Raw genomic sequence first — 15,736 nt, 5'->3', positions numbered from 1 at the left:
TGAAATTTCAGAGCTAAAAAAGGGGAAACTTCCGGGTTTCTCCTTTTTTTTGTATCCTGTAACCTACTCCTTGTCCAGTACCTCCTCATGTTCGCAACGCACAAACATCGGCGCAAGCATTCCGTCTGCCCGAATTGCAATCATCTACTCCATCCAGAGGATAACTACTGCCCCAACTGCGGCCAGGAGAATCATGATCTGAAAATCCCACTGGGCCACCTGCTCTATGAGTTTGTAGAGAGCATCACCCACTTTGATACCAAGCTCTGGGAAACCAGCAAAGCTATATTTACCAGGCCCGGCAAAATCACCAAGGACTTCCTGGATGGAAAGAGGGCGCGCTACGTACCGCCCGCTCGTATGTATGTATTCGTCAGCTTTGTGTTCTTTCTGCTACTGAATACGGTCTTTGACCGCAGCATTCAGGAAGGCAAGACCATCGACTTCCGCTCCGTGGATGTACGAGTAGACAGTACAACTTACAATGTTAACCGTAATGATATACTGGCTTATCAGTACATGACTGAAGCCCAGCAGGACTCCCTGCTTAGTACCTTTGCTCCGACAGCGGATAGTACACAGCGGCAGAAACTCAGCGCTATGATTGCTCAACTGGACAGTACATCCGGTGATGAGTCGGGAAATCTGCTGGTAGATATTACAGGAGACAGCACCCTCCAGACACCAAAGGATGTGCAGAAATTCAGTACTATGACTGATGAAGAATTGGGAGCTTACCTCAAAGCACATGGCTCCTCAGACAACTTCCTCTACCGCCGGCTGCTGAAACAGTCACCGAAGTATGCCTTTCAGTTTAACGTTAAGGAATTTGTACGGAAGGTACTTAAGAGCCTCTCGGTCGTGATGTTTATCCTTATGCCCGTGGTAGCTTTACTGCTGCTTGCCCTGTATCGCAAAAAGCACTACTACTACGAACACCTGATCTTCTCCGTACATTTTCACACCATCGTTTTCATAGCCTACACCATAGCTATCCTGCTCGACTCTCTGGTTGGCAAAGACTACTTTCTGGTACTGACGACACTCCTGCTGTTTTTCTACCTGTACAAATCCATGCGACGTGTATACGGACAATCCAGAACGAAAACCTTAGCGAAGTACTTCCTTCTCACTTCTGCCTACGGACTAGTTGCACTGCTTTGCCTGGCAGGGGTTCTATTTTACAGCTTCCTGTACTTCTGATATACCTCAAGAAAAAGCCACCTGAGCACAAGTGCTCAGGTGGCCCAAATATCTATTGCTACAAGGCTACTGATTAGTACCGGTCGTCGTTATCATCGTCGTCAAAGTCGCCGTAGTCATCATCGTCATCGCGACCGGGGCCGGAGAACATACTGCTAACCAGATCCTTGAAGTGCGTTCCCCGATCCAGCGCCTGCTTACCGATCAGTGAGTACTCAGCCATACCATGCAGGGCAAACTCCATCATAAATAGCTTCTCTTCTTTGCTTAGTCGGGAAGTATATTCATCTACAAAGTCATCCAGGCCTTCAATGGTACCCAGGCGAGCCTGGTATTCACGGTCGGTCATATCGCTCATCAGGTCCATTTCGTGACCGGCACCAAACCACTCAATTACTTTACCAAATGGATTCCGCTTGTTCTTCTTGGCTTTTTCAGGATTAGGGAAGAAATTCAGGAATTGTGTACGGATTGCTTTGCCGATCAGGTTCTGAGCTACAATAACGGGCCCCTCTACCTCTCCTTCGTACACCAGCTCTACTTTACCACAGATGGCCGGTACTACGCCATATAGGTCTGAAATCCGGATGTAAGTAGACTTCTCCCCGTTAAGCAGGCAACGCCTTTCGGCGGCGCTGATCAGGCTCTCATAGGCCGAAATAGTCATACGGGCTGATACTCCACTTTTACTATCTACATATTCGCTTTCGCGGGCCTCCATAGCTATTTGCTCAATGAGGTCCTTGACTAGCTCATTGGTCCTGACCATGCCTTTCTGCTCGGTCTTGATGACGGCTTCCTGTTGCGTGATTTTCTTACCTACTTCGATGCTCTTCGGATAGTGCGTCACGATCTGGCTGTCGATCCGGTCTTTCAGAGGCGTCACGATACTTCCCCTGTTGGTATAGTCTTCGGGATTAGCGGTAAATACAAACTGTATGTCCAGGGGCAACCGGAGCTTAAAGCCCCGAATTTGTATATCTCCCTCCTGCAGGATATTGAATAAGGCTACCTGAATACGAGCCTGTAAGTCAGGAAGCTCATTGATAACAAATATGCCCCGGTGTGAGCGCGGAATAAGGCCAAAGTGAATAACCCGCTCATCGGAGTAAGGCAACTTAAGGGTAGCGGCCTTAATAGGATCTACGTCGCCAATCAGGTCAGCGACGGACACATCAGGTGTAGCAAGTTTTTCAGAATAGCGATCTTCCCGGTGTAGCCAGCCAATGGGAGTATTATCGCCCTGCTCGGCTATAATATCCCTGGCATTGCGCGAAAGTGGTTGTAGGGGGTCATCGTTCAGGTCGGTACCGGCTACCGTAGGCACATACTCATCTAGCAGGTTTACCATCATACGGGCTATACGGGTTTTGGCCTGTCCACGGAGTCCCAGCAGGTTGATATTATGCATGGAGAGGATGGCCCGTTCTACATCGGGAAGCACGGTATCTTCGTATCCCCAGATGCCAGGGAACACCTCTTCTTTTTTCTGTAATTTTTTGATAAGGTTATCACGCAACTCCTGCTTGATGGTACGGGAACGGTAGCCCATCGCTTTCAACTCGCCTAATGTCTTGATCTGCAGGAGTTGGTTGGTACTAAGGTCAGTGTAGTTCATGAGGGAAGATTGGATCAAAAAAGTAGTGTACCAATCACTAACAATCCAGCCTCAGAAATGGTTTTGATCTACATTCCATAAAAGCGAAGCAATATTCGCTCGAACACCCGTTGCGGTAAAACAGCCTTCAGCCCCACCGATACTTTCTGCATAAACGGCCCCACCTTATAGTGAAGATCAGGCTGCTTGTCTTCTATGATTTCGGCAATAGCTTTGGCAATAATGATGGGGTCGGCTGCACTGCTAACTTCGTGGTTGATCTGCTGGTGAATGCGGTCAAAGGCGGCTTTGTAGACTGACTCTGATGGTAGAGTAGCCACTAGTCGGTTCTGATTGATGCTCGTTGCTATATCGCCGGGTAGCACGCTGCATACCCGGATGTTCTGATCCTTTACCTCCATACTAAGCGACTCCGTCAGTACCTCTACGGCCGACTTACTGGCACTGTAAATACCCCGAAAAGGTAAGCCCATAGCTCCGGCTATAGAGCTGACATTAATAATTACTCCTCCCCTCTGCCGGCGCAGGTATGGCAGGCTAGCCCGGCATACGCGTAGCAGCCCGAAAACATTAGTCTGAAATACTTTCTGGATCAACTCATCAGAGGTTTCTTCCAGGGGGCCTACAATACCCAGACCGGCATTGTTGATGACCACATCCAGGCCACCGCCCCGCTGCCATACTTCGGCCAGCGCTGCCTGTACGGAGGCTTCGTCCGTGACATCCATCCGGACCCACTCAAAGAGAGCACCGTCGGGCTGGCTCCGGCTTCCGCCAAATACCCGATAGCCTTTACCGGTTAAATATTCAGCCGTACTACGGCCAATTCCGGATGAAGCTCCGGTGATAAGAACAACCTTTGATTGAGGAGACATTAGTTACATTTAGATCAGGCCGCTAAAGTAACAGGTACACGTACAAGGTCAAAAGCAATGAGGTTTGTTTTCGAACATAGCCGCCTGTATACGCAAAAAGGCCTGCGGTGGCAGGCCTTTTTGCGTGATTTGGTATATAGGCACCAACAGACTAGCGTGCGTAGGCTACGGAGCGCATTTCGCGAATCACCGTAATCTTGATCTGACCAGGGTACTGCATTTCTTTCTCGATCTTCTGTGAGATATCGAATGAAAGCATGCTTGCTTTTTCATCAGATACATTTTCGGCATCGATAATGACACGAAGCTCACGACCGGCCTGAATTGCGTAGCATTTTTCTACTCCATCAAACGACATGGCCATATTTTCGAGGTCACGCAGACGCTGGATGTACGACTCCATCATTTCGCGGCGCGCTCCCGGACGTGAACCTGAGATAGCATCACACACCTGGATAATGGGTGAAATAATGCTGGTCATCTCGATCTCGTCGTGGTGAGCACCGATGGCGTTACATACTTCCGGATGCTCTTTGTACTTCTTGGCAAGCTCCATACCCAGGATGGCGTGCGGCATTTCTGATTCTTCCGGCCATACTTTACCAATATCGTGGAGCAGACCGGCACGCTTGGCCAGCTTGGCGTTCAGACCCAGCTCAGAGGCCATAGTTGCACACAGTTTAGCTACCTCGCGGGAGTGCTGCAGCAGGTTCTGGCCGTACGACGAGCGGAAACGCATCCGTCCGATCATCTTGACCAGTTCGGGGTGCAGACCATGGATACCCAGGTCAATCACCGTACGCTCACCGATTTCGACAATTTCGTCTTCGATATTTTTGCGGGTTTTGCCTACTACCTCTTCGATACGGGCCGGGTGAATACGGCCATCCTGTACCAGACGATGGAGTGACAGACGGGCGATCTCGCGGCGAACCGGATCAAAGCCTGATATTACAATAGCTTCGGGAGTATCGTCAACAATAATCTCTACGCCGGTAGCAGCTTCCAGCGCACGGATGTTACGACCTTCGCGACCGATGATCTTACCCTTGATATCGTCATTCTCAATGTTGAATACCGATACACAGTTTTCAATGGCATGTTCAGCAGCAGTACGCTGAATGGTCTCAATTACAATCTTCTTAGCCTCTTTGGTAGCCGTCAGGCGGGCTTCCTCCATCACACTCTTGACGTAGGAGCCAGCTTTAGAGTCAGCTTCGGCCTTCAGGGCATCAATGAGTTGCTCACGGGCCTGCTCAGCCGTCAGGTTAGCAATTTTTTCGAGCTGGGTTACCTGCTGGTGGAGTAGCTTGTCGGCTTCTTCGCGGCGCTTTGTGGCCAGGTCTACCTGCTGATTCAGGTTGTTTTTCAGCGATTCGAGTTCATTCTCCCGACGCTTGTTCTGCTCAATGGTCTGGGCGATCTGCTGTTCGCGCTGCTTGAGTTTCTGCTCGTTAGTCTGAAGGATGTTGCGCTTCTTGTTGGCTTCCTCTTCAAACTCTGATTTGAGTTTCAGGTACTTTTCCTTGGCTTCAAGGATACGGTCTTTCTTGATATTTTCGGCGGTTATCTCAGCATTCTTTATAATCTCACTGGCGCGTTGCTGAGCTTCCTGCTCCTTTTTTTCTGATGATCGCTGGAAAATGATTTTTCCTACGAATATTCCGACTGCCAGCGCGATGACATCGGATAAAAACATGATTAAAAACTCTGACATAGTATATTCCTGTTTACAACTAGGGTTGGTCCCGCTGATTGACAGGCGATCTCTATACCGAACTATTCATCAAGATGTGGACACTAGTATAGATAGATTTATTTTTCGAGGGCTTTGGTTAAGGCAGAATCCAGATCATCCACTTTCTCCTCCAAAGCGGCGATCAGGCTCTCGAGCCGATCCTGGCTGCGCTGTAACGCAACCATACATTCTATTGAAGTTAGAGCTATTGCCTCAATATCGTCGTATCCTTTCCCTTTTGTTTTATGTTCCTCTACTCGATGCATGAATACCTCGTAGCCATCCCGGTAGTACTTCTCCTGGTCGGCAGGTACACTTAGGTTGAACCCTCTGTCAAGCAGTCTGATAAAAACCGCCGTATCCGGATTTGGCTTTATACTACCTTTCATAGGGTCTCTTCAAGCAATTCAATACACTTATCTATCTCTTCTATATATCGCTCAACCGATTCTTTCAGTTCGGACAAACCGCCTGTTGGTGTCAGCTTATTAGTGACAATCTTAGCAAAATTTTTGGATTTATTAAAGTCCTTCTGTAAAGAAATGTGTTTTTTCTTAACTTCTCTTAATTCTTCTGTTAAAGCGGCATTGACTTCCTTCAACTCTTTGTTCTCGCGCTGTAGCTCATTTAGCTTCCACATCAGCTGCTGCTTTGTGGAAATAAGGACCTTCAGCTTCTCCTCTACATCAATCAGTTTTCTGTTAATACTCCGTGTGGGTTGAGTAGCCATGCCTTTGTTCCTTTCCTACTTTCTGATAACTGCACCGAATTCTTTTTCAAATGACGACATCAGCCGCTGCATCGTCTTATCGATTACCTTATCAGTAAGCGTTTGCTGGTAGTCCTGCAGGATAAAGCTCAGCGCATAGGCTTTTTTACCGCCCAGATTCTCACCTTCGTACACATCAAACACGTTGACATCACGAAGTAGCTGTCGCTCAGTCTTATACGCCAGCTGCTTAAGCTGATCAAAACTTACCGAACGGTCCAGTACCAGCGACAGGTCACGACGTACTTCGGGGAAGCGTGATACTTCCTGATAAGCCACTGCAGAGCTATACTGACGGAGCAGGTAGTCCCAGTCAAAGTCGGCGTACAGTACCGGTACTTTTACATCTTCTTTCTTCGCCAGCTGCGGCCGTACCAGCCCCAGAGTTACTATAGGCTTACGATTGATGGTATAGGTAATCCCCTGCTGGAACAGGGCCTTATCGGCCTCAGCAGATTCTATGTTCTTAGCACGCATGGCCGTTAGTACCTTCCCTACTACCCCAGCCAGGTCATGGAATTGTACTTCGCGGGCCTTTTCAAACCAGGTCTCAGGCTGTATACTTCCCGTCATGAACAGCACCAGGTGGTTTTTTTCAACGTACTTGCCGTTGACCTTGTGGTAGGTCTTGCCGAATTCAAATAGCTTAAGGTCGCGCTGGCGGCGGTTGATGTTGTAGCTCAGCGTTTCCAGTCCGGTAAATAGCATGGTCTGACGCATCGCGGACAGGTCCTCACTCAGGTAGTTGAGTACAGGTACGCTCTCACCCAGCAGGCTTTCACCTATGGCTCCCTGGGGGCCGGGCTTGGTCAGCGAGTTGTTGATCATCTCGTTGAAGCCGCTGGCAGCAAGTAGTTCCGCCAATCGCAGACGCAGCCGGTCCGGATCATTAACCGGAAAATCCGAGAGGTAGTCCGAGCTGAGGTGGTCTGACAGCTCTACATTGTCAAATCCGTAAATCCTCAGTATCTCTTCAATCACATCCACCTCACGCTGTACATCGACCCGGTACGGAGGCACTACGGCCGTAAATCCTCCTTCGTGCTCCTCTTCCAGCCGGATGTCCAAGCTCTGCAGGGTAGTTTTAATAAGGCCACGATCCAGTACCTTACCGATCAGCCGGTCGACGTTGCGGTACTTAACAGGTACCCGGAAGTCCGCGATAGGTGCTGGGTATACATCTACTATTTCCGAAGAAACCTGGCCTCCTGCTACCTCTTGCAGCAGCAATACAGCCCGCTTGAGCGCGTACAACGGCATGTTAGGATCAGTTCCCCGCTCAAAACGGAACGAGGCATCAGTCTTGAGGCTGTGGTGCTGGGCAGTACGACGTACCCAGGCCGGCGAGAAGTAAGCCGACTCCAGGAATATAGCGGTAGTACTCTCCGTCACACCTGACCTGATACCACCAAATACCCCGGCTATACACATAGGCTCGCTGGCATTACAGATCATCAGGTCGTAGTCGGCTAGCTTACGCTCCTGCTCATCCAGGCTTGTAAATGGAGTACCGGCAGGGAGTGTTTTTACCACTACTTTATTACCGGCAATCTGTGCGGCATTAAACGCGTGCAGGGGCTGTCCCAGCTCGTGCAGGATGTAGTTGGTCACATCCACCACGTTATTGATCGGGCGCACACCAATGGCCTCCAAGCGTCCTTTCAGCCATTCGGGCGACTCTCCTACCTGCAATCCGGTAATAGTGACGCCACAGTACCGGGGACAAGCCTCGGTATTCTCTACGATGACTTCGATAGGCAGGTTGTGGTTATCTTCCTGGAAGGTTTCCACCTGGGGCAGCTTTATGTCGCGACCCAGTACGGCTTTGAGGTCACGGGCTACGCCGTAGTGCGAAGCGGCATCGGCCCGGTTAGGCGTGAGGCCAATCTCAATCACGTGCTCCGACTCAATATTAAAGTACTCGGCAGCCGGTGTACCATTGGGCAGGTCAGTGTCCAGCACCAGGATACCCGCGTGGGAAGTACCTATACCCAGTTCATCCTCGGCGCAGATCATCCCTTCGGATACGGCACCCCGGATCTTGGATTTTTTCATTACCAGCGGTTGCTCACTACCGGATGGGTAAAGCGTAGTACCTACCGTCGCAACGAGTACTTTCTGACCGGCGGCTACGTTAGGAGCACCACATACGATAGAAAGTGGCTCGGCTTGTCCTACATTAACGGTGGTAAGGCTCAGGCGATCGGCATCGGGATGCTTTTCGCAGGTGAGTACTTCTCCGATCACAACTCCCCGCAAACCTCCTTTTACTGTTTCTACTTCTTCGATTCCTTCAACTTCCAGTCCGGTGGCAGTCAGCAGTTTGCCTATTTCTTCCGGACTTTCCTGAATGTCAATCAGGTCCCTAAGCCATTTATATGAAATCTTCATGGAGGTTCTTACAAGTTAGTCAATGCAGCAAAAAGTAGTCTCTTTGCTAATGTATCAATCCGCAAATTTAATGTATTTCTGCATTATATTTTTCACCTGCCCGGATTGGCACCTTTAATGTATTCTCCGCCGGAGGTAGCGGACAGGCATAGGAAGGAGTATACGCACAGTAAGGATTGTAAGCCAGATTGAAATCAATCAGCAGCGAATCCCCCTTTACATCCTCCATTGAAAAGTCCAGGTAGCGTCCACCGCCGTAGGTTTCGTCACCCGTGGTACCATCTCTGAACAACAGTGAAATAGTACCATCGTGCTTGAGCAGGAGCAGTCGCTGCTGCAACCCTTCCATATTGAAGTTGGCCCAGGCGTAGCGCTCGTAGGTGTCGGAAGTACCATCGGTATAGGTAATCTTTAACTCCTTGTCATCGCCATCGTAGGGAGTCAGGGTGGCGTTGACGCGGTAGTCCAGGTCAGGAGCAAAGTAACTGAGAGCCTTAAAATGATTCTTATGCTCTATGGGTGAATCAGCCGAGGTACGGAACGTTTCGTCTTTTTCGGCACGTTGTTGATTGATCTGAGTGGCGTACTCTTCGGGACTAACCGCGGCAATGGCATCAAAACTTTTTCGCTCGGGGCCTGAGCTAAACGTCTCAATAAAGAAATAAGCCAGAATGGCCATTACCATTACTATGGTACTCCACCGGATGATTTTATTTTTGAACATGATAAATTGCGTTTATTTTGGCAAAAATCCGATGTTCAGGTGTCAGTAGCAAGCAAAAAAGCAGAAATGCGTGTAACCTGTGTAAAAACCGAACGCTAAGTATTTAATCATCAAAACCAGACGTATGTTTACCGGAATCATAGAAACCGTAGGAGAAGTAGTTGATATGGAAGCCGAAGGTACCAACCTGACCTTCAAGTTTCGTTCAGCACTGGCTCCCGAACTAAAAGTAGATCAAAGCCTGAGTCACAACGGGGTATGCCTGACCGTAACGGCCATTGAAGAGGATACCTACTACGTGACAGCCGTGGACGAAACCCTGAAAAAAACCAATCTGGGCAGGCTGCAGCCGGGACATAAAGTTAATCTGGAGCGCTGTATGTCGGCCAACGGCCGGTTTGACGGACACATCGTGCAAGGCCACGTAGACCAGACCGCCACATGTACCCGCGTGCAGGAGCTTGACGGCAGCTGGTTGTATGATTTCAGCTACGATCCCGCCCTCGGGAATATTACCGTCGAGAAAGGCTCTATTTGCATCAATGGGGTCAGCCTGACGGTCTTTAATTCGCAGCCTGACTCATTCAGGGTCACTATTATCCCCTATACCTACGAGCATACTAACTTCCACCAGTTGCAGGAAGGTGACATCGTTAACCTGGAATTTGATATACTCGGGAAGTACATTCAGCGAATTATGGGATTACAGCGGTAACCTGCAGTTGGCGGCCTGAAATATTCCTTCTATTTTTACCGTTTAGAAACGAAATGCCCAGTACATACCAGACCCATGGTTAAGATTAGCACGCAGTCCCGTAAAGACCTCTTTATTCATATTGGAATTATTATAGCGCTGATAGCCGCCTTATTCCTTGCTTTCTTCTTTATCTACTTACCACTAACCACTAATCATGGCGAGGCTATTACAGTCCCTGATCTGCGTAAGATGAATGTGGAGGAACTGGAGGACTTTCTGGATGAGCGTGACCTGCGCTACGAAGTAAGTGACTGTACCTTTGTGGCTAACATGGCCCCTCTGACCATTCTGTCGCAGTATCCTCAGCCCAACTCCAAGGTGAAGGAAGGTCGTAAGATCTATATTACGGTGGTATCGCGTACAGCTCCGCTGATCAAGATGCCTAAGTTAACTGACATGACGCTACGCAGTGCCCAGATGCTCATCAAGAGCATGGGACTCAACCTGGGTACGCTGCGCTACGTGCCCGACCTGGCCCACGGGGCCGTACTGAGGCAGTACTACAACGGGCAGGAGATTCTGCCGGGGCAGCCCGTAGCCAAGGGTTCTAAGATAGACCTGGAGGTGGGTGACGGATTGGGTAGTACTTCATTCCCGGTGCCATCAGTAGTTGACATGCCACTCGACGAAGCCAAGTTCCAGATTGTGGGTGCGGGTCTCAAAGTGGGTCAGGTGATAGTAGTGAACGACGATAGCAAGGAGGCGGGTACCGTTGTACGCCAAAATCCCGAATCAGGCAATAAAATCCGTATTGGTGACGTAATTGACCTATGGGTAGTAGGACCGCTCACTGACTCCTCGTCCGATTCGAATGAAGAACCCCAGCTGGATTAATTTATTGATCAATTTCCCCAAAAGAGGCATATACCTTGCGTGGCTGGTATGGCTGTGTTCGGTACCAGCCTGGGCACAGCTCGAACTGGTACCTATCATCCCACCGGCCGGTGCATCCGTCCAGCAGCCAATACCAAAGCAGGCTGCCCGTACGCAGGCGCTGAGGCTACCGGTTTTTGATGATTTCTCAACGACCTCGAATACATCTCCTGATCCGGCGATCTGGATGCCCGGTAGTGGGGTGTACATCAACAACGTCCTTACCACGACGCATCCTTCCATCAACATCGCTACCTTCGACGGGTTGAATGCTGCCGGGGCACCCTATAACTTCATCAATGAGCAGGCTCAGGGGGACACCGATACCCTTACCACCCAACCCATTGACCTGGCTGGCCTCTCGCCTGCCGACTCGGTGTACCTGAGTTTTTACTGGCAGGCCCGCGGACTCGGCGAACTGCCCGACGATGTAGATACCTTCCGGCTGGAATTCCTGAATCAGAAAGGAGACTGGATCAGTGTCTGGAAGCAATCGGGCGCTGTTTTTGACACGCTTTATAAGCATACCTTTATACCGGTTCGCGATGCGTCATTCCTGCACGCGGGCTTCCGGTTTCGTTTCCGGGGCTACGGCCGTTCGTCGGGAGCATTCGATAGCTGGCACCTGGACTACATCTATCTGAACCGGAACCGATCCATCAATGACCGCTTCATCAAGGATGTGGCCGTACGGCAACCATTGACGTCATTCTTGAAACGATACACGGCCATGCCGCTGGACCAGTACTGGCAGGCTCCCGCCGCCGAAACGGCCGACTCGATCCGGACAGACATCGTAAACCTGTTCAACAACTTTAACTTCACCTCCTATACCTTCACCATTCGTGACCAGCTGACCGGGCGCGAGATCCAAAGGTATCAGGAGCCGTTATCAGTATTTATTGGTCCGGGGCAAACTCAGAAAAAGGCGGTTAAAGTAACACCTATACCCCGGCAGGCCGGTGTAGAACGACTCAGACTCAAACTGAAATTTGACCTGCTCACTACAGATGATCAGAACCCCACTATCCCCTCTGTAAACCTGCGCCGCAACGATACCATCAGTACCATTACCGAACTAGCCGACTACTACGCCTATGACGACGGCTCGGCGGAGTTTGGAGTACGGATGAATCAGCGACTGGGACGTACGGTTGTACGGTTTGTAGTCAATCGACCTGACACCCTGGGTGGGGTACGGATGGCACTGGTACCTTTTCGCCGGAATCAGACCGGACAGGCCTTTACGATTCAGGTATGGAACAGCACCAACGGCAGACCCGATCGCGTCGTACACCAGCAGTCGGTACGCGCCTCGTACGGTACCACACGCAATGGCTACGTAGACTTCCCTTTTACCAACGGCGTGGCCGTGACGGATACCTTTTATGTAGGCTGGCTGCAGATCGGTGAAGATCCTCTGACCGTGGGCTTTGACCGTAACTCCCAGCTAGGAGCCGCACAGTTGTATACCAATCTCTCTAACGAATGGGCCGGGAATCTGGATCTGAAAGGAAGTGTGATGATTCGCCCTTACATGGGAGGAAAAGATGACGGCATTGTGACCGGCTCCGAGCCCCTGCCTAACTTACAGGTCAGCGTCTACCCCAATCCAACCAGCGGGAACATCCGGTGGGACAACGACCTGATCAAACAGATTGAAGTGTATTCAGTACAGGGTATACAGGTGAGGGTAATCTCCCCTGGTGAAGGGGTACGGGAAGCGTCCCTCAGCCATCTGTCCGAAGGGATGTACATTCTGCGTATTACAGACGGAAAACGAACAGCCGTCCAGAAGCTGGTCATCAAAAAGTAATCTAGTCAGCTTATAGCTGGTACTGCTACTTCTGAGGTACATTTTTGAACTCTATACGCTATTTTTGCCTTTCTAAAACATTGTTCATTCTTTACATATAACCATAGCTACTCATGGCAGATATTACGGTACAAGAACTAAAAGAGCGTCTGGATAAGGGTGAAAAGTTCAACTTCATTGACGTTCGCGAAGAATACGAATACGAGGCTGACAACCTGGGAGCACAACTGATCCCGCTGGGCGAATTACCTGATCACCTCGATGAGCTGGAACCACTGAAAGACGAAGAAATCGTTGTGCACTGCCGCTCCGGTGCCCGCTCGGGCAAGGCCCAGCAGTTTCTGGAAGCTAATGGATTTAACAATGTCCGCAATGTAACCGGAGGCATACTGGCTTATCGCGAAATGGAAGAGCAGGAAGGTTAATAGTGATACAAAACTACCAAGAGCCCCATCTGATATCAGATGGGGCTCCTTGTTTATATTGAATGAATTCTATATTAATTGATTCAAAGAAGACTGAATATGGCTTAAAACCCCATGGTAATCCTCCGCCTGAAACCACGCAAACTCCCCCTGATGCCGGAACCACGTCAACTGACGCTTGGCGTAGCGGCGGGAGTTCTGTTTGAGCAGGCGTACCATTTCCTCCTCCCCGTACTCCCCATCCAGGTACCCGTATACCTCTTTGTACCCTACAGTCTGCAGGGCGTGGTGGTGACGGTACTGGGCCACTAAGCGTGCCTCCTCTACCAATCCAGCCGCTAGCATGGTATCCATACGGGTGTTGATTCGCTGGTACAGCTCGTCCCGGTCCCGATCCAAGGCTATGAGTACCTGCCGGAAGGGACGTTGGGCTACTTGTTTTTTCTTAAAGGAAGAGATAGGCTGGCCGGTGGTATAGAATACTTCCAGCGCCCGCACTACCCGCTGCGGATTCTGGATTTCGGGCGTAGCCGCAAACTCCGGATCAACGTGCAGGGCATCGACCTGAAGTACTTCGAGCCCCTCCTCCTGCAGGCGCAGAGTCAGCTCTTCACGCAGGCCCGGCAGGGGCTGGGGCAGGTCGTCGAGGCCTTCGCATACCGCCTTGATATATAGTCCTGATCCCCCCGTCATAAGTACCACATCCCTCTCTCTGAATAGCTCATCCAGCAGCACCAGCGCATCCCGCTCAAAGTCACCGGCACTGTAAGGCTCCGCGATGGTATGAGAATTTATAAAGTAATGAGGTACCCGTGCGAGTTCGGCCTCGGTAGGCTTGGCTGTACCAATGGTAAGCTCCCGGAAAACCTGCCGTGAATCGGCAGAAACGATGACAGTCTGCAGCTCTTCGGCCAGCCGGAGGCACAGGTCTGTCTTTCCAACCGCCGTGGGTCCGGCTATAACAATCAGGTACTTATCAGCCACTTTTGGTATTATTCAGTTTATATACGCATATTAGAACCGCAAAAATAGACATCATGGACAGCAATAGTCTGGTTTTTTTTCTGCTTACACTACTATTGGGGGGACTGGTTGGCGCCGGAATCTACTACTTCTGGTCGGGCCGTAACCGCAAATCCTCTGAACCCAGCCGGGAAGCCACCATTCTGCTGGAACGGATAGAAAAGGTATTTAAGGTAGTTATGGCCGAAGGGTACTTTACCGAAATCTACAACTACCAGCAGAATAAAGACTACTGGCACCTGTTTAATGACCGCAAAAAGGCGCTGGTTATTGCCAAGGCCAAAGTTCTGGTTGGTTACGACTTCCGGAAGATGCGGTTCCGCCTCTCCGAAGACGACCGCCGGATGATTATCGAGTACTTTCCCGAGCCGGAAATTCTTTCCATGGATACCGACTACAAGTTCTACGACATAGAACAGGGCTGGATCAACCGCTTCCAGAGCGACGACTATACCAACATACTAACGGAGGCCAAGCAAACCATGAATGAAAAGGCCCTGCAGAGCGACCTCCCCCGCATTGCCAACAACCAGGTGCAGTTTATGATTTACCAGCTGGCGGCCCTGATGAACTGGAAAATTGATATGCAACTTTCAGAAGCCAACCGAAAAATGCTGGATTCGTACAGTAACTACCGCGATACCGAAGCTAGTATTGACCCGCTGCTGCCCCCGGATGAGGAGGAAAAGAAGAAGTAGGTTTAAATTATCTCGCTGATGTGCCCCCTCAACGCCCCCTACTCCTCATGATATACAGCACCCTCTTTTACCTGCTAGCCCATTGGTTTCCCAAAAGGGTACCTACCGTAGGGGTACCTACCTCACCAGTAAGGGTACAGGAGTGGGCTTTCACCTACTCCGTTGCTGACTCCACCTATCGTACACTCTACATACAGGGCTACAAAGTACTGGTCAGGGAAGATGCGTTTACTCATCCGGAAACGGAGGAAGCCATTGCGCTACTGGATACCAAACTCCTTGAAATAAATCATCTCATTAAGCCTGACCAGCTCATTCTCATAAAGCGGGTACCTATCTGGATGGAGTGGGACCTTGTACCTAAGGGAGCTATGTGGTACCATCGGTCGGGGGATTGGCTGAAGGCCAATGGGTACCTGCCCGAGAAGGCAAAGAGTGTGGAGGTAAGTAACATCCGAAACTTCGTGGAGTGGCAAAGGTTGAATCAGCCCTACATGGTACTGCACGAACTGGCTCACGCTTATTTTGACCAGACCATTCGTATCAAAACCAATGAAGTGGATAAAGCTTATCGAAAAGCTTTGAAAAGCAAGAAATACGAAGAAGTGGCCTATAACCTGGGTGGTACCCGCCGGGCCTACGCCCTTAACTCGGTGGACGAGTACTTTGCTGAGCTAAGTGAAGCCTACCTTGGAAAAAACGACTACTACCCCTTTACCCGGGAACAACTGCGGGCATTTGACCCCGAGGGATATGAGCTGATGAAAAAGTATTGGGATTAAAAAAGCTGCCCCTCCCGGTCCGGAAATCGGACGGGATGGGCAGC

15 protein-coding genes are annotated in these 15,736 nt (G+C 50.2%); 7 read left to right on the top strand and 8 right to left on the bottom strand.

Annotated elements, in window-relative coordinates; all coding sequences use genetic code 11:
- The first annotated feature begins 87 nt into the window (after positions 1-87).
- A complete protein-coding gene (locus JUB14_RS08560) occupies positions 88-1,203 on the top strand; it encodes a DUF3667 domain-containing protein (protein WP_207505443.1) in 1,116 nt (371 codons plus the stop codon).
- 73 nt (positions 1,204-1,276) lie between these two features.
- Here JUB14_RS08560 and JUB14_RS08555 read toward each other — a convergent pair whose 3' ends face one another.
- The 7 genes from JUB14_RS08555 to JUB14_RS08525 all read right to left on the bottom strand — a co-directional run bounded on the left by JUB14_RS08555 (position 1,277) and on the right by JUB14_RS08525 (position 9,318).
- A complete protein-coding gene (locus tag JUB14_RS08555) occupies positions 1,277-2,821 on the bottom strand; it encodes a magnesium chelatase ATPase subunit I (RefSeq protein ID WP_207505442.1) in 1,545 nt (514 codons plus the stop codon).
- A gap of 68 nt (positions 2,822-2,889) precedes the next feature.
- Positions 2,890-3,696 (bottom strand): SDR family oxidoreductase, encoded by an 807-nt coding sequence (locus tag JUB14_RS08550; RefSeq protein WP_207505441.1) that lies wholly within the window; start codon positions 3,694-3,696, stop codon positions 2,890-2,892.
- Between the two features lie 151 nt (positions 3,697-3,847).
- Complete coding sequence (gene rny / locus JUB14_RS08545) at positions 3,848-5,413, bottom strand: ribonuclease Y (RefSeq protein WP_207505440.1); 1,566 nt, start codon at positions 5,411-5,413, stop codon at positions 3,848-3,850.
- A 98-nt stretch (positions 5,414-5,511) separates the two neighbouring features.
- Entirely contained in the window at positions 5,512-5,823 is a 312-nt protein-coding gene (locus JUB14_RS08540) for a cell division protein ZapA (RefSeq protein ID WP_207505439.1), read from the bottom strand.
- Positions 5,820-6,164, bottom strand: a complete 345-nt coding sequence (locus tag JUB14_RS08535; RefSeq protein ID WP_207505438.1) for a hypothetical protein — start codon at positions 6,162-6,164, stop codon at positions 5,820-5,822. Before JUB14_RS08535 ends, JUB14_RS08540 begins: the two co-directional genes overlap by 4 nt.
- A gap of 15 nt (positions 6,165-6,179) precedes the next feature.
- On the bottom strand, positions 6,180-8,594 hold the full coding sequence (gene pheT, locus JUB14_RS08530) for a phenylalanine--tRNA ligase subunit beta (RefSeq protein WP_207505437.1): 2,415 nt from the start codon (positions 8,592-8,594) through the stop codon (positions 6,180-6,182).
- Positions 8,595-8,661: 67 nt separating this feature from the next.
- Positions 8,662-9,318, bottom strand: a complete 657-nt coding sequence (locus JUB14_RS08525; RefSeq protein ID WP_207505436.1) for a DUF1684 domain-containing protein — start codon at positions 9,316-9,318, stop codon at positions 8,662-8,664.
- A gap of 124 nt (positions 9,319-9,442) precedes the next feature.
- On the opposite strand from JUB14_RS08525, the gene JUB14_RS08520 reads away from it, so the two are divergent.
- The 4 genes from JUB14_RS08520 (at position 9,443) to JUB14_RS08505 (ending at position 13,189) form a co-directional block, all read left to right on the top strand.
- Positions 9,443-10,033, top strand: a complete 591-nt coding sequence (locus tag JUB14_RS08520; RefSeq protein ID WP_207505435.1) for a riboflavin synthase — start codon at positions 9,443-9,445, stop codon at positions 10,031-10,033.
- 75 nt (positions 10,034-10,108) lie between these two features.
- Entirely contained in the window at positions 10,109-10,909 is an 801-nt protein-coding gene (locus tag JUB14_RS08515; protein ID WP_207505434.1) for a PASTA domain-containing protein, read from the top strand.
- Complete coding sequence (locus JUB14_RS08510) at positions 10,887-12,764, top strand: T9SS type A sorting domain-containing protein (protein ID WP_207505433.1); 1,878 nt, start codon at positions 10,887-10,889, stop codon at positions 12,762-12,764. Before JUB14_RS08515 ends, JUB14_RS08510 begins: the two co-directional genes overlap by 23 nt.
- A 113-nt stretch (positions 12,765-12,877) precedes the next feature.
- On the top strand, positions 12,878-13,189 hold the full coding sequence (locus JUB14_RS08505; RefSeq protein WP_207505432.1) for a rhodanese-like domain-containing protein: 312 nt from the start codon (positions 12,878-12,880) through the stop codon (positions 13,187-13,189).
- Positions 13,190-13,258: 69 nt separating this feature from the next.
- Here JUB14_RS08505 and miaA read toward each other — a convergent pair whose 3' ends face one another.
- Positions 13,259-14,182, bottom strand: coding sequence for a tRNA (adenosine(37)-N6)-dimethylallyltransferase MiaA (gene miaA / locus JUB14_RS08500; RefSeq protein WP_207505980.1), 924 nt, complete (start codon positions 14,180-14,182; stop codon positions 13,259-13,261).
- Between the two features lie 44 nt (positions 14,183-14,226).
- Here miaA and JUB14_RS08495 point away from each other — a divergent pair, with 44 nt between their 5' ends.
- Together JUB14_RS08495 and JUB14_RS08490 are read left to right on the top strand one after the other, a co-directional pair.
- Positions 14,227-14,910, top strand: coding sequence for a DUF4230 domain-containing protein (locus JUB14_RS08495; RefSeq protein ID WP_207505431.1), 684 nt, complete (start codon positions 14,227-14,229; stop codon positions 14,908-14,910).
- A 47-nt stretch (positions 14,911-14,957) separates the two neighbouring features.
- Positions 14,958-15,692: a hypothetical protein gene (locus JUB14_RS08490; protein ID WP_207505430.1), complete on the top strand. Its 735-nt coding sequence runs from the start codon at positions 14,958-14,960 to the stop codon at positions 15,690-15,692.
- Positions 15,693-15,736: the final 44 nt, after the last annotated feature.

It is taken from the genome of Telluribacter humicola (assembly GCF_017355935.1).
In the GTDB taxonomy this organism is placed as follows: domain Bacteria; phylum Bacteroidota; class Bacteroidia; order Cytophagales; family Spirosomataceae; genus Telluribacter; species Telluribacter humicola.
The sequence above is the reverse complement of the archived record's forward strand: the minus strand, read 5'-3'. Positions and strand labels throughout refer to the sequence as shown.